This window comes from Enterococcus mundtii, assembly GCF_002813755.1.
In the GTDB taxonomy this organism is placed as follows: Bacteria; Bacillota; Bacilli; order Lactobacillales; family Enterococcaceae; genus Enterococcus_B; species Enterococcus_B mundtii.
In genome coordinates, this window is the sequence record NZ_CP018061.1 from 1,623,025 (window position 1) to 1,645,216 (window position 22,192).

The following is a 22,192-nucleotide window of genomic DNA, read 5'->3' on the forward strand; positions in this document are numbered from 1 at the left end:
TTTATTTCTTGAATCAAGTATTGTCCAATTGATGTCTCAGAAACAATCCCCCTACGATCATAAAAATCAACACGAATCCTAAAAGTGAAAGATATATACCTGTTTGATCATTTGTCTGTGGCATTGGTTGAACCACCTTCACTTCTGTACGGGCCACCTGATTTCTTTCGGTTGTAGGCGATTCTTCGGGTACTGGTGCAAGTGTCGGTGTTTCTACACCTAGCCTCCCATTCAATTCAATCGTCGTAGTACTCATAGTATCTCCTCTAACTTAGGATTAAAAGTTCACGGCGTCTAATTGAAGTGTCAGTGTAAATGACGGATTTGCTTCTGAAATATTAGCTGATGTGACAGCACCACTATAGCTAAAAGTAGTAGAGGTCGGGTTTGATGTATCACCAGTAGCTGTCAATCTCCCCTCACGATTTGCTAAAGTGAATATCACTCCGGATGATTCAGGTGTGAAATCTTGCAGTTGACCGTTGGCGATCAATCTTCTTGACGCTGATAAAGGTGATGGCGAAACAATATCTAAGGCAGAGATAGCGGAATAATCGCCAGAATTGCTTGCAAAATTTTTAACAGACACTGCTACTGGTCGACCAGAATTATTGGCGATATTGTAGGTTGGTGAATTTATGCTGGTTGTGCCTGCAAGATTATAAAAAATTGTCGCAGTGTCCAGTGTGACATTGATCCAATTTGTATCACCTTCTTCGATTTCTTCTTCAGGATCTGTATTGTCCAACCCCAAAGAACCGTTGATTTGAATATCTGCCGTTGGTTCTCCAATAACATCCGATGCTAAAATCGTCGTTGGTGCAAACGCTCCCGCAGTTGTTCCTAAAACGAATACACTTGCTAATAATTTCTTTTTCATCCTAATATTCCCCTATCTAATGTATTTTTTATTCGATGACTAGTGTTACTCCAGCTGCTACTTGTCCTTTTTTCTGATTCGTATCTGGATCGTATAAGCTAAACATTGCTACAGATGGATGTTCTCCTTTCTCCAGTGACTGTTCAAGTGTTACCTCTTTTATTTCATACCCTGGCTGGATTGCGCCAGATGTATAAACAAGTTCATCATTACTCTGTTTTCGTATTTCCACATTGATGGGATGGCCATTTTCAAGTGGGTTCTTGATCATCAATTCACCTTGCAGCGTTCGGTGATTAAACGTCGCCTCTGGTGAAATCATTAGATTGAATTTACTTCTATCAACTGCTGTTTGCGATAATTCTAACAACTCTTCTTCTGAGATTCGTTGCGCATCTTTTCCATCTGGAAGGAATTCCCCGCTGACAAGTGTCACTGGTTCAGGTGTTTTTTGAAAGTAATATCGATAAATCAGCCAACCACTAATCAGTAATAATAGACTTACCAATATAATAATCAGAGTTTTCTTTCGTTTATTCATCCCTATTTCCATTAATCCACGTCTCCTTTTGCTGTCAGAGTATAAGTCAATCTAAAATCTGTTTCATGTTTCTTGAAAATCGATCCAGCGAATTCACCTTTTAAGAAAAGTTCTAATGGATCTTTTAAGAACGGTTCTAATGTGATCGCTTCCGGTCGATTTTCACCTACAATCAACGGCCCAAATGCTTGACCATCATTTGTACTCAACTTCAATAACAAATGATCCCCCTCCACTTCTGGTATCTGAACAACCAATGAAATTGTCGGATCAATCGAGTGATCAGCAATATGTGTCACTGTAAAATCAATGGTAAAATTACTATGGGTAATGATTGGTTGGCTATGTTCCTCTTGATGAAAAGTTCCAGCTTCACGAACTTCAAATATCTTTTTCAGAGGCACTTCTACATGTATCGGACTGCGGACAATCATCACTTCTTTTTCCTCCCATAAACTCTCAATCGATAAGGGCTCCATCTCTTGCCCTGCAACCGCTCCGTCAGCCATCTGTTGAAAAATCACTTGGACATACACATAATACGTACCTGCCCGTAATTGTTCATTCTGCCAAGACAAGCTTGTTGTATTTTCGACTGCCATCACTCCTGGTGTATCCGGGTTTGCTTGTGTAATCGCATCTTGGGCAGCAGGTGAGGTCACCGAATCTCCACTCCAAAGACGTTCAGTGCTAAGCTTATAGCGGACCTCTTTAATAATCTGACTTGTTGGATGAATCGTAGTCAATAGTTCACTTTTGCCGATCTGTACATTTGGAATGCTGTCCCACGTAAAATGAACACCTCTTTGGTAAATCGCTTGTCGCAACCCTATGAGACTAAACTGATTGTCTGCCAAGATTTGTGTCGCCCTTCCTGGTATTTGCTTTTTCCCTAAGCCTTGGTCATGATCAAGATAATTGATCTGGTAATCTCCAGTAACACCTGGAACACCATCTAAGCGATTGAGCGTCATATCTCGGGCGAATAATCGATTGGTTGTACCGACATTTTCAAAATGGATAAACTCCGGTTCATCGACATTGAAAGTTACTGAATTACCTGAATTGATCGGGCCGTTGCTTAAGAATGTTGTTTGAGCGTCTCTACCGATATTGATCGTTGTAGCATGTGAATCGGAAAAATTAAGTGCCCGATTCGCTGTTTGTCGATAGAAGAATTTTGCGTTGTCAGCGATTGTAAAAATCAATGGTGCACCATGTGTCAAGTTTTGCTTTGATGAAAGAATTGACACTTCTGCCTCTTCTTCGATCACGACTTCTATGCGCCTATTACCTCCATTCGAACCTCCAGTACCAAATCCATGAATAAATCCTGAATCGGTTTCCGTTTGATGATCAATCGTTGTTTTTGTACCTGAACCAAAAACAAGATTATAACCTTCCATAAATTCCTGGCTATTTGTTCCTGCTCGACTAGTAAAATGGTTCTCTCCTTTAAATATAAACGTCGACTCTTGATTCCAAGACAAAAGTGGTTGCGCACCTGTTCTTGCATAATAATCAACATCTTCAAAAACTGCCGTAAAGTTTATTCCTGATACATTTCCAGATCCAATAATTCCATAGTAGGTATTGTTGTCATAGATTCTTCCAGCGGCATCTGTCATGCTATTGCTTCCAAAATTCATATTTCTAAGTGTCACATGTACCCCAGATCTTTGGATTCGATATCCCGTATTAATCGCTGTACTACTAGAACTATTAGAGTAAAGCATGTGAAATCCCTGCCCGTCGACCACTAAATTTCTTCTTATCTCAAAGACATCTGAATCTTGGTACAAGATATGATTCGTCAGAACAACATGATAAACCCCATTTGAAGGACTTGAATTGATTGCTCTTAGCACATCACGTAATTCAGTAGCTGTTCCAGCAGTATAGGGATTTCCTTCAGTCCCAAGCCCATTCAAGGATTCAATTTGTTCAAATCCATGATTATACACATCATCAGTCATCACATAGTCAAACGTTTCCCACTCGGTTCCATTTTCTAAATCTGATAGAATTTCTTCCTTTTGAATAGATAGCCCTTGTTCTTTTTCGTTATTTTTTGAATGTTCAAAATGATGGATATCTTCTCCTGCTTCATGAGAATCATTGACTTCAAATTGTATATCTCCAGCGTAACAATGAACGATTGGTAATAGACTTAAATAAAAAAAAACTAGTAATATAGATATTTTATTCATTATAATCATAATTACCTCCACATATTTTTTAAAAAAGAAAAAATTAGATAGATTAGATTTTGATTGCAAAACGATGATACTACGAAAAGAAGTAATAAGTCAACTTATTTGGTATAGTGTTTTTTTAAAAAAAAAGAATCTTACTAAAGAATTATACTTTAGTAAGATTCGACTATTTCTATTAAACAACTATACTATATCAAGCTTCAACAGCGGCAGGTGCTTTTCTTAGCCAACCATAGATAATACCGGAGACCACTGCACCAATTAAAATAAATACAAGATACATAATCGGATGACTTAGTAAGAAGACAACGAAGATCCCGCCATGTGGTGCTAGCAATTTGATACCAAAAGCTCCCACTAAACCACCTGTCAATGCAGAACCAATAATGAAACTTGGAATTGCTCTGATTGGATCAGCTGCGGCGAATGGAATCGATCCTTCGGTTACGAAAGAGAGCCCCATAACAATGTTTGTCAAGCCAGCATCTTGGTCTGTTTTACTGAATTTATTTTTGAATAAACGTGTTGCAACGAAGATAGCTAATGGTGGAACCATTCCTCCCGCCATAACGGAAGCCATCACAACACTACCACCCGTTGCGACAGTGGTTGCTAATGTTGCTGTACCGAACACATATGCTGCTTTATTGATTGGTCCACCTAGATCGGCAGCCATCATCCCAGCAAGTAATGCACCTAATAATGCAGCATTCGAACCGCTAAGTCCAGATAAGAAACTATTCAAACCATCATTGAGTGCTTTCATCGGTACATTGACCATCAACATCAAGAAACCGGTAATCAACAATCCGAATACAGGATAGAATAGAATCGTTTTGATTCCTTCCAGTGACTTAGGTAAGTTTTTGAATAATTTACGTAAGAAGACGATCACGTAACCTGCCAAGAAACCACCAATCAAGGCACCCAAGAACCCAGCACCGCCAGCATTTGCTAATGCTCCCGCTGCAAAACCAACGATCAATCCAGGACGGTCACCAATACTTGACGCAATGAATCCAGCTAAAACTGGTAACATAAAGCCAAATGCGGCTTGTCCAATTTGATTGAACCAGCTTGCTGCTTGGTTGTAATTCCCAAGGTTGGCTAATTGATCTTGTGGTACACCCATGAACTGATCGACCATGAATGATAAGGCAATGGCGATCCCACCGCCGATAACGAATGGTAACATGTGAGAAACACCATTCATCAAATCTTTATAGATTCGTTGGCCGATCGTTCCATCTGCATTTCCTTCGTCAAAAGAATTTTCTTTTCCATCACCATGGAAAACTGGTGCTGAACCACTGACAGCTAAGTTGATCAATTCTTCCGTTTTTCGAATACCGTCACTTACTGGACGATTGACTAATTCTTTTCCGTCAAAACGATTCATTTCGACTTTTTTATCAGCCGCAACGATAACGCCATCTGCACGGGCAATATCTTCAGCAGTTAAACGGTTTTTGATTCCTTCTGAACCGTTTGTTTCAACTTTGATCTCAACACCCATCTCTTTGGCTTTTTTCTTCAACGCATCTTCAGCCATGTAAGTATGGGCGATCCCTGTTGGACATGCAGTAACTGCAACAACAAATTTTTTATTAGAAGAAGTCGCTGTTTGTGCTGCTTCTTCTTGTTCCGCTACCGCTTCTGCTTCTTTTTGTTGTTCCGCTGTTTGGAATAATTCTTGGACCTCTTCCGGTGTTCCTGCTTCTTTTAATTTTCCAACAAAATCTGGATCGATCAACAAACGTGATAAAGCAGCTAATGCTTGCAAATGTGTGTCGTTTGCTCCTTCTGGTGCGGCGATCATAAAGAATAAGAAAGTTGGTTGACCATCTAGTGCTTCATAATCCACGCCTTTATTACTTTTCGCAAACAAAACTGTTGCTTCTTTGACAGCCGCATTCTTCGCATGTGGCATTGCAATGCCATCGCCCAACCCAGTGGATGTTTGAGCTTCACGAGCTAAGATCCCTTGTTTATAAGTTTCGATATCTGAGATACGACCTGCATCATACATTTTTTGGACCATTTCATCGATGGCGCCTTTTTTATCAGTTGCCTGTAGATCCATGATCATCGCATCTTTGATCATTAAGTCTTTGATTTCCATGATTTATCCCCCACGATATTAATCAATTTTTGTTATTTCTACTTCTGGTAATAATTCATCAATGAATGAACGAACCGCTAAATCATCCGAAAAAGCAGTTGCACTTCCACATGCCACGCCCCACTTGAAGGCTTCTACCGCATCTCTATGTTTGCTATATGAACCGATAAAACCAGCAATCATCGAGTCTCCGGCACCCACTGAATTTTTCAATGGTCGAACTAATACATTTGAACGGTAGGTTCCTTCTTTTGTAAACAATAAAGCACCGTCCCCAGCCATTGAGATCAACACATTTTTTACTCCTTCTGCCAGTAATTTCTTGCCATAAGGAATGATATCTTCAACGGAATGGAATGTCACATCATACAATTCCGCTAGTTCGTGATTGTTTGGTTTGATCAATAACGGTTCTTTTTTTAATGCTTCTTTCAAATCATCGCCGGTGGTGTCGATCACAAACTCAGCACCTTTTTCACGGATGATCTCAATCAATTCTTGATAGAATCCAGCACGTAAACTCGCAGGTGCGCTTCCCGATAATACCACGATATCGTCTGCTCCAACAGTTGCTAATTCTGCTTTCAAACGTTCAATGGCTTGATCTGAGATTGTTGGTCCTTGTCCATTGATCTCTGTTTCAGAATCAGACTTTAATTTGATGTTGATCCGAGTATCTTCTTTTACTTGTGTAAAAGCTGTTGCGATTTGTTCTTCTTTCAACCAGTCAGAAATAAAATTCCCAGTGAAACCACCAAGAAATCCTAAAGCGGTCGAATCAGAATCGATGCGCTTCAATAGACGAGAAACATTGATCCCTTTTCCTCCAGGGACTTTGAAATCTTCGGTCATTCGATTTAAATCACCGAGTTTTAATCCATCTACTCGTACGATAAAATCGATGGATGGATTAAGCGTTACTGTATAAATCATTGATTTGCCTCCTTAATTGTCGTCCGTTCACTGTAGTCGTCAAGAAATTCTAGTGGACAACGCTCGGTTATGATCGTGGCATCTTGCAGTGGTGCAACAGAAACAAAGGTTTGCTTATTGAACTTCGTATGGTCAAGTAAAACATAACTATCTTGGGCATTTGTAATGGCTAAGCGTTTGACCGCTGCTTCTTCTGGATCTGGGGTAGTGAATCCACGTTCAAGATGAACGCCATTCATTCCCATAAATGCTTTATTAAAATGGTAAGCCTGTAATTGGCTAAGTGTATTAGCTCCTAACACTGCATTCGTTGAGAGTTTCACTTGGCCCCCTAGTACGATCGTTGAGATTTGTAGATCAACTAGCGCGGCAGCATGTTTCACTGAATTGGTCACAACAGTGATCTGTTTATCTTTTAAAAAGGGGATCATCTCTAACGTGGTTGATCCTGCATCAAGATAAATGACTTCTTCATCGTTCACTAGTTCCGCTGCTAATCGTGCAATCATTTGCTTTTCATGAACGTTTTTGAGCGTTTTTTCACTCATGTTTTGTTCAAAACCTAAAAGATCCTCTTTTTTTGCTCCTCCATGGATACGTTGCAATAAACCTTCATCTTCTAACTCTTGGAGATCCCGTCTAATCGTTGATTCAGAAGCATCTAACAAGACTACTAACTCTTGGGATTTGACAATTTTATGTTGTTCCAATAGTTGTAGGATTTTCTGTTTACGTTCTTCTGTAAGCATTTCCACGATCACCTCACGATAGATTCTAGCATATTTTGATTTAACATTCAACAAGATTCATCCAAAAACATTCAAAAACGATAAAATCCTGAATCTACAAATAACTTCAACTACAATAAGAAGCCATCCACAAAATCATGCTTCACTTTTTGTGGATGCCTTCTGACATTTTAGGTTTTAAACTAGCTTACGTTTTCAATTTTCTGATCGTTTCAGCACGATCTAGCTTTTCTTGCAAACGATTGAAATGAGCTAATTCTTCTGCATCAATAGATTCCCAGACAATTCAGCTTGATCTAATAAGACGACCCGGAGACGTTTTTTTCCTTGTACTGCGTCAAAGCTTAATCGTCCTCTTCTCTTGCGGATTCGTTTGAATTGGATCTCTGATAATCGATTACGGATCTCTTCGATAGGAAAATCAGCTAAAAACTTAGTCGGCAAGTAAATACGTAATGAGGTCAAATAGTCTTGGTACATTTCATCGGGGGCTTCGACATTCAAGTATTCATTGATATAATAACTATAAGCATCGATCCCCTTGTCTAACATGAATGTTGGATCGATTACTTTATAACAGATCAACTGGCTATGTCTTTCATCGACCCATGGAAAAAATGCTTGACGATTAAGGACACCTCTCGCTCTTTTTTCTTTGTAATCGTAAGTAGCAAAATCATAGCTTCTTGTTACGAAAAATGTAGCTTTCTTCTTTTCTGTTGGTTGCATCAAGTGATTTTGATATTGGACAGCTTGTAAGGAATCCTGCGTATAGGCATACTCGACAAATGGCTCTTTCAGTAAACCAACGCCATTATCCCACGACAAATGATCAAAGCCTAATTGATCTCGATAGTATTGTTGAAATTTTAAATTTGCTTCACTTTGCCAACGAAATGGGTCGCGATACAACTGGATACCAATTACTTGATTCTCATATTGGGTGACTTTCTCTACCTGTTGCATTTCCAAAAAAATCTCTTTAGGAATCAATCGATAGTAATATTGACTATAATACATTTCCCAACAAGAAGTAAAACAACGCCCTTCCACGATTAGATCATAACCGGAAAACTGGTTACAATCTACCTCGATCTGTCCATTTCGCCCTTTGATTTTAGGTAACTTCTCGATGTTCTCGGCAGATTCAAAGGATAAACGCTTTTCGATTTCTTTCGTATTATGATACAAATATTCTTCGACACTTCTCATGTAAGCAAAAATACCATTTTTTTGCATTTTAATTTGAAGATAGTTTCGAATCACCGATTCATTTTTTTGAAATGTCTGCCATAAAAACTGATAATCAATTTGGAGATGATGATAGCCAAATTCAAAACGGCAAGTAATACCATTCGCATAAATTTCCAACCAACCGATTTCTTCATCAGAGATTTCTTCTAAGGCTTTTTTTACTGCAATAAAGGTATATGGTTCTTTCGTATGACGAGAGGATTGGTAAAAATCAGGGGTAAGCAAGATACGAGTAAGCATGGACCAATCATAGGCTTCTTCTTTTTCGTTCGTACGATCTCTGGTCAAGACGAGACGGAGCATCATTTTTTCTTTCGTCACCACATTTCTCACCTCTCTCAAATCTATTTATAATCAAATTATAACGAATAATAAAAAAAAACTAAAACTTTTCGTCTTATGCCACCGATTGAGGAGGAGCATGTTAAAATAAAGAAAGAGGTGATAAACATGGGATTGAAATTTGAGCGTACAGATAATTTCGACAAACTATTTGAATCTTTTGGCGTTGATCCGGAAAAGACCGTTGCTCCAAAAGAAGATATTGACCGCTTTTTAAAACCAAAAAGCGACCCAAAAAAAGACAAAAAAAAGAAATAAACAAAAAAGACTTGATACCTTAGCTTTTTGAAAGTTCGCCTTTCAACCTAAGTATCAAGTCTTATTTGTTTACTTGCTGATCGCGTCTTCGATGGCTTTCCACGCTTCTTCTTTTCCTTGTTTGGTTACAGAAGAAAATAAAATGAATGTGTCATTGCGATCGAAATTCAACGCTTTTTTAATTTCACTTTCGTGTTTGTTCCATTTTCCACGAGGGATCTTATCCGCTTTTGTCGCAACAACGATCACTGGGATATCATAGTATTTCAAGAATTCATACATTTGGATATCTTCTTGTGATGGTTTATGGCGAACATCCACCAGTGACACGACTGCTTTTAATTGTTCTCTAGATGTCAAATAAGTTTCGATCATCTGTCCCCACTTCGCACGCTCTGTTTTAGAAACTTTCGCGTAACCATAGCCTGGAACATCGACAAAATGCAGCGCATTTTCGATCAGATAAAAATTCAGGGTTTGTGTTTTCCCTGGTTTACCTGATGTACGAGCGAGATTCTTTCGATCGATCAGCGTATTGATAAAGGAAGATTTCCCGACATTTGAGCGACCTGCTAAGGCAATCTCTGGTAGATCTGTTTCTGGATATTGTTTCGGTGCAACAGCACTGATCACAATATCCGCATGATGGACTTTCATATGCTCTCTCTCCTTCAAAGCGGCAAAGTGGCTCACTCCCCCTCCACTTTCTTCGACAGAATGAAAAGGAGTAGTCGAAAAAGCTTCTAAAACTTTCACGACTGCTCCTTTCATTTTATCCCGCTTTTTTTTCTGAGTCTTTGTAAATAACTGTTGGTTTGCCGGTAAGTTCGGCAGCTTCTTTTGTAATGATCACTTTTTCGATCGTTTCATCAGAAGGAATATCAAACATGACATCCATCATGATTTCTTCGATGATCGAACGTAAGCCACGTGCACCAGTATTGCGCTCAATTGCTTTTTTCGCAATGGCTTTTAGTGCTTCTGGTTCAAATTCTAAAGCAGTGTCATCTAGTGAAAGTAATTTTTGGTATTGTTTCACTAACGCATTTTTCGGTTCCGTCAAGATACGAACTAAATCGTCGGTTGTTAGTTTTTCTAACGCAGCCATTACAGGTAAGCGTCCGATAAACTCTGGGATCAAGCCGAACTTCAATAGATCTTCAGGAATGATATGTTGCATGACACTTTCATTTTCTGAAAGTTTTTGGTTTTGTGTACCGAAACCAATCGTTTTCTCGCCCATACGATTTTTTACGATTGTTTCGATGCCATCAAACGCACCACCGACAATGAACAACACATTCGTCGTATCGATTTGGATGAATTCTTGATGAGGATGTTTGCGTCCACCTTGTGGCGGCACACTGGCAACTGTCCCTTCCAAGATTTTCAGTAAGGCTTGTTGTACGCCTTCCCCTGATACATCTCGTGTGATCGATACATTTTCGCTTTTACGTGCAATTTTGTCGATCTCATCGATGTAGATGATTCCTTTTTCCGCACGTTCAACATTGTAATCAGCAGATTGCAAAAGTTTCAATAAGATATTTTCTACATCTTCACCTACATAACCCGCTTCTGTCAAACTTGTTGCATCAGCAATGGCAAATGGTACATTCAATGTTTTTGCTAATGTTTGCGCCAAGAATGTTTTACCTGAACCAGTTGGACCGATCAGGCAGATATTGCTTTTTTGCAATTCGACATCATCGTTGTCTTGTGCTTCTTGATTGACACGCTTATAGTGATTGTAAACAGCTACAGCCAATGAACGTTTTGCACGTTCTTGTCCAATCACATAATTATCCAATACTTCAAGAATCTCAGAAGGTTTCGGTACTTCAGTAAACTCTCGTACTGCTTCTTCGTAAAATTCTTCATCAATGATTTCTTTACATAGGTCGATACATTCGTTACAGATGTAGACCCCCGGACCTGCTACGATTTTCTTTACTTCTTCCTGTGTTTTACCACAAAAAGAACAGCGTACAGTCTCATTACCACTTGGATTATCATACATGGTCTTCACCCCTTAACTTGCGTTGCTTCGCAAGAAACTATCAAAGACTTTACAGTCTTTCCCTATCATACCATAATTTAAAAAAAAGCAAAAGTATCAAAGAAGTTTAAAACAAAACGAAAGAGTCTAGGCTTCATCTAAGCGCCTGGACTCTTTCATATAGATGCAGATCAACAATTCTATTCGCTTATTCTGCTTCTTTTGCTGTACTTGTAATCAATTCGATCGCTTTTTTCATGATCACATCATGTTTTAGCATATCTTCTGTCAATACACGTTTGATTTGATCAATCGGCATGTTGTAAGTTTCTGCTAATTCTTGGATCTCTGCAGTGATTTCTTCTTCTGTTGCATCTAAGTTTTCAGCAGCTGCTACAGCTTCGATCACAAGGTTTGTTTTTGTACGCATTTCTGCTTCTTCTTCAAACTGTTTGTGCAAGTCTTCTTCTGTTGAACCAGTTAATTGGTAGTACATTTCTGGTGAGATTCCTTGACGTTGCATGTTGTTCAAGAATTCGTCCATTGAACGGTGAACTTCATCATGGACCATCACATGTGGAAGATCAACGATTTCCGCATTTTCGACTGCCAATTTGATTGCTGCTTCATCTTTTGCATCTTCTGCAGCTTTTTCTTTTGTTTCAGTCAATTCTTTCATGTATTTTTCTTTTAATTCTGCTAATGTAGATACTTCATCGTCTACATCTTTTGCAAATTCGTCATCTAATTCAGGTACTTCTTTTGTTTTCACTTCGTGGATCGTTACTTTGAAGACTGCTTCTTTACCCGCAAGATCTTCTGCTTGATAATCTTCTGGGAATGTCACAGTAACATCTAAGTTTTCGCCTGATTTGTGGCCAACCAATTGTTCTTCAAAACCAGGAATGAATGAACCTGATCCTAATTCTAGTGAATGGTTTTCGCCTTTTCCGCCTTCAAATGCTTCATCGTTGATGAAACCTTCAAAATCGATTACGACAGTGTCGCCATTTTCAGCTGCAGCATCTTCTTTGATGACTAATTCAGCTTGCGCTTCTTGTTCACGTTTAATACGTTCTTCAACGTCGGCTTCTGTTACTTCACGGTCTTGTTTTTCAACCACTAAGTCTTTGTAATCACCTAATTTTACTTCAGGTTTTACAGTTACTTCTGCTGTGATCGTCCAGTCTTGGCCTTTTTCCATACTTGCTACATCGATCTTAGGTTGAGAAACCGGATCGATTGCTGCTTCTTTAACAGCTGCTTCATATGCTTCAGGTAAGACAGCGTTCAATGCATCTTCGTACAATGCTTCTTCTCCGTACATACGGTTGAATACTTGACGAGATACTTTTCCTTTACGGAATCCAGGAACGTTTAAGTTTCCTTTTACTTTATTAAAGGCAGTTGTCAATCCTTTTTGGATTTGATCTTGCCCGATCGTAAATGTTAAAACACCATCATTTGTGCCTTTTTTTTCGAATGTTGCAGTCATTTATTTCCCTCCGAGTTTAGAAATTCATTTGATACATCAAAAACGTTTCATGCATACCTTTAAATAGTACACTAACCCTTCCAAATTGTAAACATATTGAACGAGGAGAATCCACGTTTTTCATGACTTTTTTATCTTTCCCTCTGTTTTTTTACGTATTGAATAATAATAGTTCTGTCATTATTTTATTTCTTTTTTCAGTGAATTCGAGTTGTTCAGATGCCAAAAGATCCTCACACGGCTGATTCGTATAGGTTGCTACTGTTTGTTTGAACCATCTGTCAAGATTTCCAATGTAGCTATCATAGATCGGATAAACGATCGCCGATTGCATCGTGAACTCTTCTTTCAAATTCTCACTCATCAAGGCGTCTTCTCGCTCATACGCTTCCGCCATTTGTTTGATTCGTCGATAGGAAGTTTGCTCTTCTGGACGCACCATTTTCTTTGGTATCACTTCGATCAACTCTTCCTCGATCGTCAAGTATGCAACTGGCGCTGCTTCTTTGACTTGAACGAGCGACTCAAGCAACTTGGCCCTTACAAGAACATGGACCGTTTTTAAAACGATCAACTTTTTAGCGGTCTGGATAAATTCGTGGTAAGGCAGTTGCTCGATTTCTTGGATATACCTCAACTGAGTAGTTGGTTTTTCAAAAGGTAATTTTTCTACCAGTTGATAGATTTCACGAATCTTCTGTCTTTGCATCTGTCCGACTAATTCTTCTGATTGTTGGATTTTCAGCAAAACTGCTTGCTCAAAATCATCGGGAAAATCAGCACTTGCAATCAATTTTCGTGCATATAAAAAATCTTTTGCTGTAATCAGTAGATCAAAGTAAAAAGTAGCTAATTCTTCATTCATCAAATACTGTTTTTCATGCAAAAGTGCTTGATGAAGTGCTTCTTCCCACATATCCAATTCTGATAGTGCCAACACGTACAACGTATTTGCCTCAAATGTTGCTTCAAGGTCATATGCACGTTCAAACAGCTCTTTTGCTTGACTATACTGATGATCTGTTAATGCCTGTTGGCCAATACGCATCAAATTGTCGTATTTATCAGGAAAATCGATCGGTCTCACTTAGGTTCTTCCCTTCACTCTTTTATCATTTGTCTGACACGACTTATTGAACAATAACCAATATTCAGCCATTTTCTCTACCTAAAGAATCAAGCATTCATCTCTTGATTAAATGCTTTGATCATATTGATCGTTACTACACTCGTATTTGAGAAATAATCCCCGATGTGTTGTTTTTTCTTACTAAAGATGACCGGGAGATAGCCGATAAAAAGTAACGGAAATCTCAAAATGAAGCGACAAGCGCCTTCACGAACTAATACTGTACTCCATGAAAGTTCCTCTTCATCAAAACTGATCACTCGAATACCAAAAATCATTTTCCCAATCGTCTGTCCGTGATTCCATTTCGTCAATAAAATAAAATAAGCTAAATAGGCGATCAATGACAAACTACCATAGATACTCAAATAAGAATCAGAAACTTGAAGCCATCTTAGGTTCACTGCAATGCCTAAAGTTAAGCGAGTAATTGACCCAATACAAATCAGATCAACCAAAAACGCAGCAAAACGAACCCAAAAACCGGCAAAGAAATAATAAGGAAAGCGATTGATACTTGGTTCATCGGTTTTCTGTTCTGTATATTTTTTCCATTTTTTTTGATTTTCTTTGATCTCAGTTTCTGACAGTGGTTTTTCTTTAAAGGAACTTAGCACCTTTTGAGAAAATCCCGGATCTGGTCCCACAGCCGGTTGGTCATTTTTTGCTTGTGTTGCATACTCAAGTTCTTCCGACGAGCTACTTGTGTTTTTGTCAACTGTAATTTCGTCTTTAGGAGCAACTGAAGCGTCTACCGTATCTTGCTTTCTACTAGTCGGATCTACTAATTTATTTTCTTCTACCTTAAAAACTTGTTCAGATGATACCTCCGTACGTTCAGTTACTTTCGGTTCCTCATTGGTCTTTGATCGTTCTTCGGGTGTTGACGCATTCGTTGATTTCTCGTTCATGCTTACTCACCTCCATATAGATACATGGCTCTTGGAGATTCTGCTGTTCCTAGACTTTCAAGTAATGACAAGATCTGACTTGTTTCAGACGCTTGCAACCCTTGTAATTCTGCTAATTTTGCACCAAACCAAGTATTGCCAAATCCAGTTGAACTAGTTGAGTATTCAACCAACTCAGCATCTTGTAGATCAAGATCTTCTCTCATCGCAGCTAAAGCATCTGTTGGATAGCCGATTTCGTCCACCAAACCTGCTTCTTTCGCTTGGACACCGTCGTAAATACGACCATCTGCGACTTTTTTCACTTCATCTTCTGATTTGTTTCTTCCTTCGCTAACTACTTTGACAAAACGATTATAGGCGTTATCAATATAAGCTTGCAACACTGCGTGATCTTGCTCAGTTTCAGGTCGAGTAGCCGATCCCATATCTTTTAATGCGCCACTTTTTACTGTGGTATCTTCAACACCGATTTTTTCAAGTAAGCCCGAATAGTTGAGTCCGGACATGATCACACCGATTGAACCTGTCACTGTTTCTTCCGTTGCAAAGATTTTATCTGCTTGTGCAGAAATATAGTAACCACCACTAGCAGCCATATTTTTCATGCTGACATACATCGGTAGATCACGTTCTGTTCGGACCTCGTTGAGTAAATTGGCAATTTCTGCACTTTCATAAACTCCGCCACCCGGAGAATTGACTTCCAATAAAATCCCGCTGACGCTTTCATCGGCTTCGATCGCTTCAATTTGTTTCAAGAAATCTTCATGATTATAACTCTCAGTAGCGAATAGACCGGAAGAGCCTCCACTAGCTATGGCGCCATCCACAGTCAATTTTGCGATTCTTCCCATACCACTGCCTTCTTCAAGTACCACCGGTGACATTTCATCGTCTCCATATAACCAACTATTGATGTTACCCATTTGTACTTCTTCTTGCGGTTGCGTCAAACTTGAAGATACCAACGAAACAACCAATAAGCCGGCAGCAATCAGTACTGCTATCCAACGTTTCTTATTCATTTCACACTCTCCTAATATAGATTTCTAATCACGATCACCGCTTCAGAACCAGGTGTCGCATTCATCTTTTCTGCTTTTTCTTCAAGGGTGTAACCAGTAAACTGTTCGTGGGTCAATTCATCTTCAACGACAAACTGTTGCGCATGTTCGATTTCGAACGCATCAGGGGCGATTTCTTGGATACTGTCCCATCCTGTATCCAAAAAGATTTTAGTGTCATCCGTCACGTGTTCTGTTTTTTCAAATGCTGCAATTTGTTTTTTTAACATCCCCAACGTCATGATTTCTATCTTCTCTTCCATCTTTCATCCTCCTTCTATCTATGATTATTGTACCGAACTACAAGAAAAGATGATAGTCGAATTTGATAATTTTCTTTCGTCCAGGCCAATTAGATATATACCAATTTAATTTTTTATCTTTTTTATTGACAAACCTCACACATTAACGTTATGATTTTAGATGTTTCCAAAGAAAATAATAACAGGAGGATAATTAGACCAATACGGAATAGCGCCAGGTCTGTTTTAACAGATGACGAGGAAAGGGTTGATCGAAGGATTCGGCGGATGGCCCTAGGGACTGCACCCTAAAAAGAAACATAAAAACTATCTGTGAAGGTAGAACAAAAGGTTTCTTACGCAGTTGGAAACGCTAATATCAAGTTTATAACAGAAAGTAGGATGTTTTTTTATGTGCGGAATTGTTGGAATGATTGGATTAGAGAACGTGACACCAGGCTTGATCAATGGGTTAGAAAAATTAGAATATCGCGGATATGATTCGGCGGGTATCTTTGTCTCAAATGGAAAACAGGACCATTTAGTCAAAGCACGCGGTAGAATCCAAAACCTTAAAGATAAATTATCTCCAGAAACGACTGGTACAGCAGGTATCGGTCATACAAGATGGGCAACTCATGGGGAACCCGCAGAGAAAAATGCACACCCCCACCACTCACAAAGCGGACGTTTTGTTTTAGTCCACAATGGGGTGATTGAAAATTTTGAAGAATTGAAACAACAATACGTAGCCACTGATGACTTCATTGGCGAAACAGATACGGAAATCGTTGTTCATTTGATTGAAAAATTCGTGGAAGAAGCGCAAGATACACAAGAAGGATTTAGAAAAGCGCTAGAAGTCATCGAAGGTTCTTACGCTTTTGCCTTGATGGATCGCACAGCTCCTGAAACAATTTTCGTTGCCAAAAACAAAAGCCCTTTATTGATCGGTAAAGGCCAAGGATTCAATGTGATCGCAAGTGATGCGATGGCGATGCTTGCTTACACTAAAGAATTTATTGAAATCGAAGATCAAGAAATGGTGACCGTTCAAGCAAAAGATATCACGATCCAAACAATGACTGGTACGATCATAGAACGTGATTCTTATGAAGCACAAGTAGATGCTTCTGACATTGAAAAAGGAACATACCCTTACTATATGTTGAAAGAAATCGACGAGCAGCCGATCATCATGCGTAAAATCGCGCAAACCTATGTGAATGAGGACAATGAAATTCCTTTAGATCACAAATTGATGGACGAACTGTTAGCAAGTGACCGTATTTACATCGTCGCATGTGGCACAAGTTATCATGCAGGATTAGCGAGCAAGCATTCCTTCGAACAAATGACTGACATTCCAGTAGAAGTCCATTTGGCCAGTGAGTTTGGTTATACCATGCCTTTATTATCGAAAAAACCATTCTTCATCTTTTTGAGTCAAAGTGGCGAAACCGCTGATAGTCGTCAGGTGTTAGTCAAGATCAATCAATTAGGTCACCCTTCATTGACGATCACGAACGTTGCTGGTTCTACGTTATCAAGAGAAGCTGGCTTCACTCTGTTGCTACATGCAGGTCCGGAGATCGCTGTTGCTTCAACTAAAGCATACACTGCTCAAATCGCTGTACTAGCTTTACTTGCAAAAGCAGTCGGTGATCAAAAAGGCAATAAACGTTCATTGACATTTGATGTAGCGCACGAATTGAGTATGGTAGCGAATGCGATGGAAACAGTGATTACCCAAAAAGATGAACTCCAAGAACTAGCTGCGGAATTCCTGAATGACACGCGCAACGCCTTTTATATCGGTCGTAGCAACGATCACGATGTCGCTTTAGAAGCTGCTTTGAAACTAAAAGAAATCAGCTATATCCAAGCAGAAGGTTTTGCAGCCGGTGAATTGAAACATGGTACCATTGCACTGATTGAAGAAGGCACACCAGTGATTGGGATTATTAGTGAGGAAATCACAGGGGCTCATACACGTGGGAACTTAAAAGAAGTTGAAAGTCGTGGGGCAAAAACCTTAGTGATCGCCGCACATGGATTAGAAAAAGAAACGGATCAATTAGTGATTCCTGCTGTCCATCCATACCTTTCTCCTCTTGCCATGGTCATCCCGACGCAATTGCTTGCTTATTACGCGACCCTATTGCGTGGTTTCGATGTAGACAAACCAAGAAACTTAGCAAAATCAGTCACGGTTGAATAATCAATCAAGTGACCCTTTAAATAGTCAATGCTCTTTGAGATCCCTGTACGAAATGATTTGTCATTTCGTACAGGGATTTTTTATTTGATCTAGTAAAGCAGTTGATCGCTCGTTTTGTATCATGCGACAGCCATCGTCTTTTAAATGACCTTATGTGTAATGACCCATTATTTCAGAAACGAACACAAAAAGAGAGTCAATCTCTATAATCCAAAGATTGACTCTCTTTTATATGTCATTCTATTAATTGATTCCAATCTCAGCTTTGACAACCGCTGCGATTTTGTCAACATAATAGTTTACTTTTTCATCAGATGGTGCTTCTGCCATCACGCGTAGTAATGGTTCTGTTCCGGAAGGGCGAACTAAGATACGTCCTTCACCGGCCATTTCAGCTTCTGCTTCTTCAATGACTTCCTTGATTGCAGGAACTTCCATTGCACCGTTTTTGTTGCTTACTCGGATATTGACTAATTTTTGCGGATAGATCGTTACCTCTGCTGCTAATTCTGATAATTTTTTACCAGTTTGTTTCATGATATTCAACAATTGGATACCAGAAAGCATACCATCTCCCGTTGTATTGAAATCTAGGAAGATCATATGACCAGACTGTTCGCCACCGAAGTTGTAGTCATTTTTACGCATTTCTTCGACCACATAGCGGTCGCCCACTTGTGTCACAACATCTTTCAAACCGATTTCTTCGACCGCTTTATGGAAACCGAGATTACTCATGACCGTTGTAACGATCGTGTCTTTTTTCAGACGATTTTTAGCTGACAAATATTTCGCACAGATAAACATGATCTTATCGCCATCTACGATATTTCCTAATTCATCCACCGCAATGATACGGTCGCCGTCGCCGTCAAAGGCAAGACCGACGTCTGCCCCTTTTTCTACTACCATTTCAGCTAGACGCTCAGGATGCGTTGATCCGACACCGTCATTGATGTTCAAGCCATTCGGATTTGTTCCCATCGTGTAGAAATCAGTTTCTAAATCAGCAAACAAGCGATTGACAGATGTTGCTGTTGCACCATTTGCCGCATCTACACAGACCGTTAAGCCTGAAAGATCGCCGTTGATCGTCTGTACTAAGAATTGTGAATATTTCAGCAACCCTTCTGGAAACTCTTCGACTGTACCTAATCCTTCAGCAGAAGGTCGTGGTAATTCATCGACTTCCGCATCTAACAATGCTTCGATTTCTAATTCTTGGTCATCATCTAATTTAAATCCATCTGCACCAAAAAACTTGATGCCGTTATCTTGAGCTGGATTGTGTGAAGCAGAAATCATGACACCTGCGCTTGCTTTTTGCAAACGTGTCAAGTAAGCCACTCCTGGTGTAGAGATCACACCTAATTGAAAAACTTCGATCCCGACAGATAACAGACCAGAAACTAACGCTTCTTCGAGCATTTGACCTGAAATTCTTGTGTCACGTCCAACCAATACACGTGGACGTTTTCCATCTTTCTCATGTTGGCTCAGTACATAACCGCCGCAACGTCCTAATTTAAAGGCCAATTCCGGTGTTAGTTCTTTATTCGCTTCTCCACGGACACCGTCCGTTCCAAAATATTTACCCATAACTGTAAATTTGCTCCTTTAACTTAATTTTCCGATGAATCCTCTTGACTATTCGGTTGACTACTTGATTGTGTTGTCTCACTTGATGATTCATTCGACCCTTCACTTGATGTTGACTGCGTCTCTTCGGACTGACGTGTCGTCGATGACGAAGAGTTCGCAGGTGTCGACTCTGCACCAGAAGTTGTACTTCCTCCCGAATTTCCCGAATTAGAACGGCTAGTGTTTTCCGTACTTGTTTTCAGGATCGGTGTGATCTCAACATCGATTGAAGTTGGTGTGATACTAAGTCCACTCTCTACCGGAATATCAATATTTCTTGTCGTCCGGTGGACGATCCCAGAAATATCGATAGGTATCGTGATGCTATTTCCTAGTTGAGCCAGTTGACTCTCTGAACCAGTGACTTCTGCTTCAATGTCAGAGAAACTGAAATCGTAACTCTCCACGTTATCTGCGGGAGTCCCTTGCGCTGTTCCATAAAGACGGATCGTTTTCGTAGGCTTTGTGACCGTTGCTTTTGCAGTGACTTGCACTGGATCTGAGACAATACTTAAAGGTTCTCCTGCACTATTCAATGCTTGTACAGTGACTCTCGTGTCGACCCCATCGTCCGTGATCATCGCAGGTTCGATCCTCGCTACGACCTGTTGGATCTCTTCCAGTGTCTGATCACCAGTCGTGACCGTCACTTTTTTTGGTGATAGTTCAAGGTCATTCAATTCGAATCCAGCTGGAGTTGATTCTGTAGTGAGTAATGGCGTGACCTCAAATTCTTTCGTCACTTTTTTCTCGATAGTCACTGTGATCGTATCTGGCTCTAGTTTTGCTTTGACCGCACTGCTCAGATTTCTGGTTTTCAATGGTACTTCATGTGTTCCCTCACCTAAACCAGTGAGATCCGCTGTCACTCGAAACATTCTTGTATCTTCAATTGCTTCGGCATTCAACTGAACACGATTGGCACTGGACAACTTCGCTGTGACTGTACTCTCATATCCATGGATATAATATTGATCCGTGTCGTATAAAAGTTGTACTGACACATCAGAAACGTTTTGCGTATAGGCTTCATTTCCTGACAGCGTGTCTTGGACAGTTTGTCCGTTTGCATTAAAATACAGCACAATACTGAATAATAACGCAACAAACGCATATAAGATACTTTTACGCCTCTCTTTTGAGATCATTTGTGATCCCCTCCCTTAGTCATCACGTCTAAGAAGGTTTGGAGCGTATTTTTATTTTTGTTTTTTTCTTCGACGATCAAATTTTTACGCAAGATCGTCAAATATTCTTCTTGAGATAAGCCAGGCATCAATTGGTTATCCAACGTAATGCTGACATCTCCTGTTTCTTCTGAGACAACGATCGTAATCGCATCGCTCGCCTCACTGACTCCGACAGCCGCTCGGTGACGGGTTCCGAATTCTTTCGGAATCAACATACTTTCAGATAAAGGCAAGTAGGCACTGGCTACTGCAATTTTTCCATCTTTTACGATCACTGCACCATCATGCAGCGGTGTATTCGGAATAAAAATATTGATCAGTAATTCGCCAGTGATATCGGCATCTAAAGCAATCCCTGTTTCGATATATTCATCCAAACCAGTGTGGCGTTCGATCGTGATCAAGGCACCGATTTTACGTTTGGACATATATTGGATCGCTTTGTCGAAAGAAAGGATCATCTGTTCATCTTCTTGCTTCTCACTCTTCGATTGTTTGAAAAGTGAGCTACGACCGAGGTGTTCTAATCCACGCCGTATCTCTGGTTGAAAAATGACGATAGCCGCAATCACACCATACGTGATCACTTGATTCATCAACCAAGATAAGGTATGTAGACCAATGATCTCGGCTAAGATCCGAATAACAACAAAAATCCCTACCCCTTTTAGCAATTGGATTGCTTTTGTTCCTCGCAATAGTTGAATGAGTTTATAAACTAAATACCAAACAACCAATACATCGAGTATGTTCACCAAAAAATTCTGAGAAAACAAGTCACCGGAAAACATTTGTCGCCAATAGTCTAAATTAAAAAGTTCTCCGATTTGAAATGACATAGACAGCCTCTCTTCTCTTTTGAGATTTCCTCTTTAGTATATCATATGTTTCATCAGAAGAGACTTATCTGCTTGGAATTTCCTAACAAAAACCAATTTTTTTCAAGAAATTTACATTTTCAATTTATTCTCCAATAAGTTATTCTATTTCCTTGGATCGTTT

Annotated in this window: 20 protein-coding genes; 2 read left to right on the plus strand and 18 right to left on the minus strand. The window is 39.6% G+C overall.

Annotation, left to right across the window (positions count from 1 at the left end; genetic code table 11):
* Nucleotides 1-13: 13 nt before the first annotated feature.
* The 8 genes from EM4838_RS07680 to EM4838_RS07715 form a co-directional block, all read right to left on the minus strand.
* Complete coding sequence (locus tag EM4838_RS07680) at nucleotides 14-256, minus strand: LPXTG cell wall anchor domain-containing protein (protein WP_071866268.1); 243 nt, start codon at nucleotides 254-256, stop codon at nucleotides 14-16.
* Nucleotides 257-277: 21 nt separating this feature from the next.
* A complete protein-coding gene (locus EM4838_RS07685; protein ID WP_071866267.1) occupies nucleotides 278-880 on the minus strand; it encodes a hypothetical protein in 603 nt (200 codons plus the stop codon).
* A gap of 28 nt (nucleotides 881-908) precedes the next feature.
* Nucleotides 909-1,433, minus strand: coding sequence for a hypothetical protein (locus EM4838_RS07690; RefSeq protein WP_081355904.1), 525 nt, complete (start codon nucleotides 1,431-1,433; stop codon nucleotides 909-911).
* Nucleotides 1,433-3,640 carry a hypothetical protein gene (locus EM4838_RS07695; protein WP_071866266.1) on the minus strand — a complete coding sequence of 736 codons (2,208 nt, stop codon included), beginning with the start codon at nucleotides 3,638-3,640 and terminating at the stop codon, nucleotides 1,433-1,435. Before EM4838_RS07695 ends, EM4838_RS07690 begins: the two co-directional genes overlap by 1 nt.
* A 190-nt stretch (nucleotides 3,641-3,830) precedes the next feature.
* On the minus strand, nucleotides 3,831-5,759 hold the full coding sequence (locus EM4838_RS07700) for a PTS fructose transporter subunit IIABC (protein ID WP_071866265.1): 1,929 nt from the start codon (nucleotides 5,757-5,759) through the stop codon (nucleotides 3,831-3,833).
* A gap of 18 nt (nucleotides 5,760-5,777) precedes the next feature.
* Entirely contained in the window at nucleotides 5,778-6,692 is a 915-nt protein-coding gene (gene pfkB, locus EM4838_RS07705) for a 1-phosphofructokinase (RefSeq protein WP_071866264.1), read from the minus strand.
* Nucleotides 6,689-7,441: a DeoR/GlpR family DNA-binding transcription regulator gene (locus EM4838_RS07710; protein ID WP_065097101.1), complete on the minus strand. Its 753-nt coding sequence runs from the start codon at nucleotides 7,439-7,441 to the stop codon at nucleotides 6,689-6,691. The genes pfkB and EM4838_RS07710 overlap by 4 nt, the downstream gene beginning before the upstream one ends.
* Nucleotides 7,442-7,693: 252 nt before the next feature.
* Nucleotides 7,694-9,019, minus strand: a complete 1,326-nt coding sequence (locus tag EM4838_RS07715) for a hypothetical protein (protein WP_071866263.1) — start codon at nucleotides 9,017-9,019, stop codon at nucleotides 7,694-7,696.
* A gap of 126 nt (nucleotides 9,020-9,145) precedes the next feature.
* On the opposite strand from EM4838_RS07715, the gene EM4838_RS16585 reads away from it, so the two are divergent.
* Nucleotides 9,146-9,295: an SPJ_0845 family protein gene (locus tag EM4838_RS16585; RefSeq protein ID WP_010735255.1), complete on the plus strand. Its 150-nt coding sequence runs from the start codon at nucleotides 9,146-9,148 to the stop codon at nucleotides 9,293-9,295.
* A gap of 69 nt (nucleotides 9,296-9,364) precedes the next feature.
* Here the strand turns inward: EM4838_RS16585 and yihA are convergent, their stop codons facing one another.
* The 7 genes from yihA to EM4838_RS07750 form a co-directional block, all read right to left on the minus strand.
* The gene (yihA, locus tag EM4838_RS07720; RefSeq protein WP_071866312.1) at nucleotides 9,365-9,952 is read right to left on the minus strand and encodes a ribosome biogenesis GTP-binding protein YihA/YsxC; all 588 of its coding nucleotides are present in this window, start codon (nucleotides 9,950-9,952) and stop codon (nucleotides 9,365-9,367) included.
* A 115-nt stretch (nucleotides 9,953-10,067) separates the two neighbouring features.
* A complete protein-coding gene (gene clpX, locus EM4838_RS07725) occupies nucleotides 10,068-11,315 on the minus strand; it encodes an ATP-dependent Clp protease ATP-binding subunit ClpX (RefSeq protein WP_071866262.1) in 1,248 nt (415 codons plus the stop codon).
* A 187-nt stretch (nucleotides 11,316-11,502) separates the two neighbouring features.
* Complete coding sequence (gene tig, locus EM4838_RS07730; RefSeq protein ID WP_071866261.1) at nucleotides 11,503-12,789, minus strand: trigger factor; 1,287 nt, start codon at nucleotides 12,787-12,789, stop codon at nucleotides 11,503-11,505.
* A 151-nt stretch (nucleotides 12,790-12,940) separates the two neighbouring features.
* The gene (locus EM4838_RS07735; protein ID WP_071866260.1) at nucleotides 12,941-13,876 is read right to left on the minus strand and encodes a hypothetical protein; all 936 of its coding nucleotides are present in this window, start codon (nucleotides 13,874-13,876) and stop codon (nucleotides 12,941-12,943) included.
* A gap of 89 nt (nucleotides 13,877-13,965) precedes the next feature.
* Nucleotides 13,966-14,643, minus strand: a complete 678-nt coding sequence (locus EM4838_RS07740) for an RDD family protein (protein WP_081367407.1) — start codon at nucleotides 14,641-14,643, stop codon at nucleotides 13,966-13,968.
* Nucleotides 14,644-14,831: 188 nt separating this feature from the next.
* Nucleotides 14,832-15,857 carry a signal peptide peptidase SppA gene (sppA, locus tag EM4838_RS07745; RefSeq protein ID WP_071866259.1) on the minus strand — a complete coding sequence of 342 codons (1,026 nt, stop codon included), beginning with the start codon at nucleotides 15,855-15,857 and terminating at the stop codon, nucleotides 14,832-14,834.
* An 11-nt stretch (nucleotides 15,858-15,868) separates the two neighbouring features.
* Nucleotides 15,869-16,159 (minus strand): hypothetical protein, encoded by a 291-nt coding sequence (locus EM4838_RS07750; RefSeq protein ID WP_071866258.1) that lies wholly within the window; start codon nucleotides 16,157-16,159, stop codon nucleotides 15,869-15,871.
* A 391-nt stretch (nucleotides 16,160-16,550) separates the two neighbouring features.
* On the opposite strand from EM4838_RS07750, the gene glmS reads away from it, so the two are divergent.
* On the plus strand, nucleotides 16,551-18,359 hold the full coding sequence (glmS, locus tag EM4838_RS07755; protein WP_071866257.1) for a glutamine--fructose-6-phosphate transaminase (isomerizing): 1,809 nt from the start codon (nucleotides 16,551-16,553) through the stop codon (nucleotides 18,357-18,359).
* A gap of 243 nt (nucleotides 18,360-18,602) precedes the next feature.
* Here glmS and glmM read toward each other — a convergent pair whose 3' ends face one another.
* Genes glmM through cdaA form a run of 3 tightly spaced genes read right to left on the minus strand, consistent with a single transcriptional unit; the run spans nucleotide 18,603 to nucleotide 22,029 of the window.
* Nucleotides 18,603-19,958 carry a phosphoglucosamine mutase gene (gene glmM / locus EM4838_RS07760; protein ID WP_071866256.1) on the minus strand — a complete coding sequence of 452 codons (1,356 nt, stop codon included), beginning with the start codon at nucleotides 19,956-19,958 and terminating at the stop codon, nucleotides 18,603-18,605.
* 23 nt (nucleotides 19,959-19,981) lie between these two features.
* Nucleotides 19,982-21,148, minus strand: coding sequence for a CdaR family protein (locus tag EM4838_RS07765; RefSeq protein WP_071866255.1), 1,167 nt, complete (start codon nucleotides 21,146-21,148; stop codon nucleotides 19,982-19,984).
* Complete coding sequence (gene cdaA, locus EM4838_RS07770; protein ID WP_010735241.1) at nucleotides 21,145-22,029, minus strand: diadenylate cyclase CdaA; 885 nt, start codon at nucleotides 22,027-22,029, stop codon at nucleotides 21,145-21,147. The genes EM4838_RS07765 and cdaA overlap by 4 nt, the downstream gene beginning before the upstream one ends.
* Nucleotides 22,030-22,192: the final 163 nt, after the last annotated feature.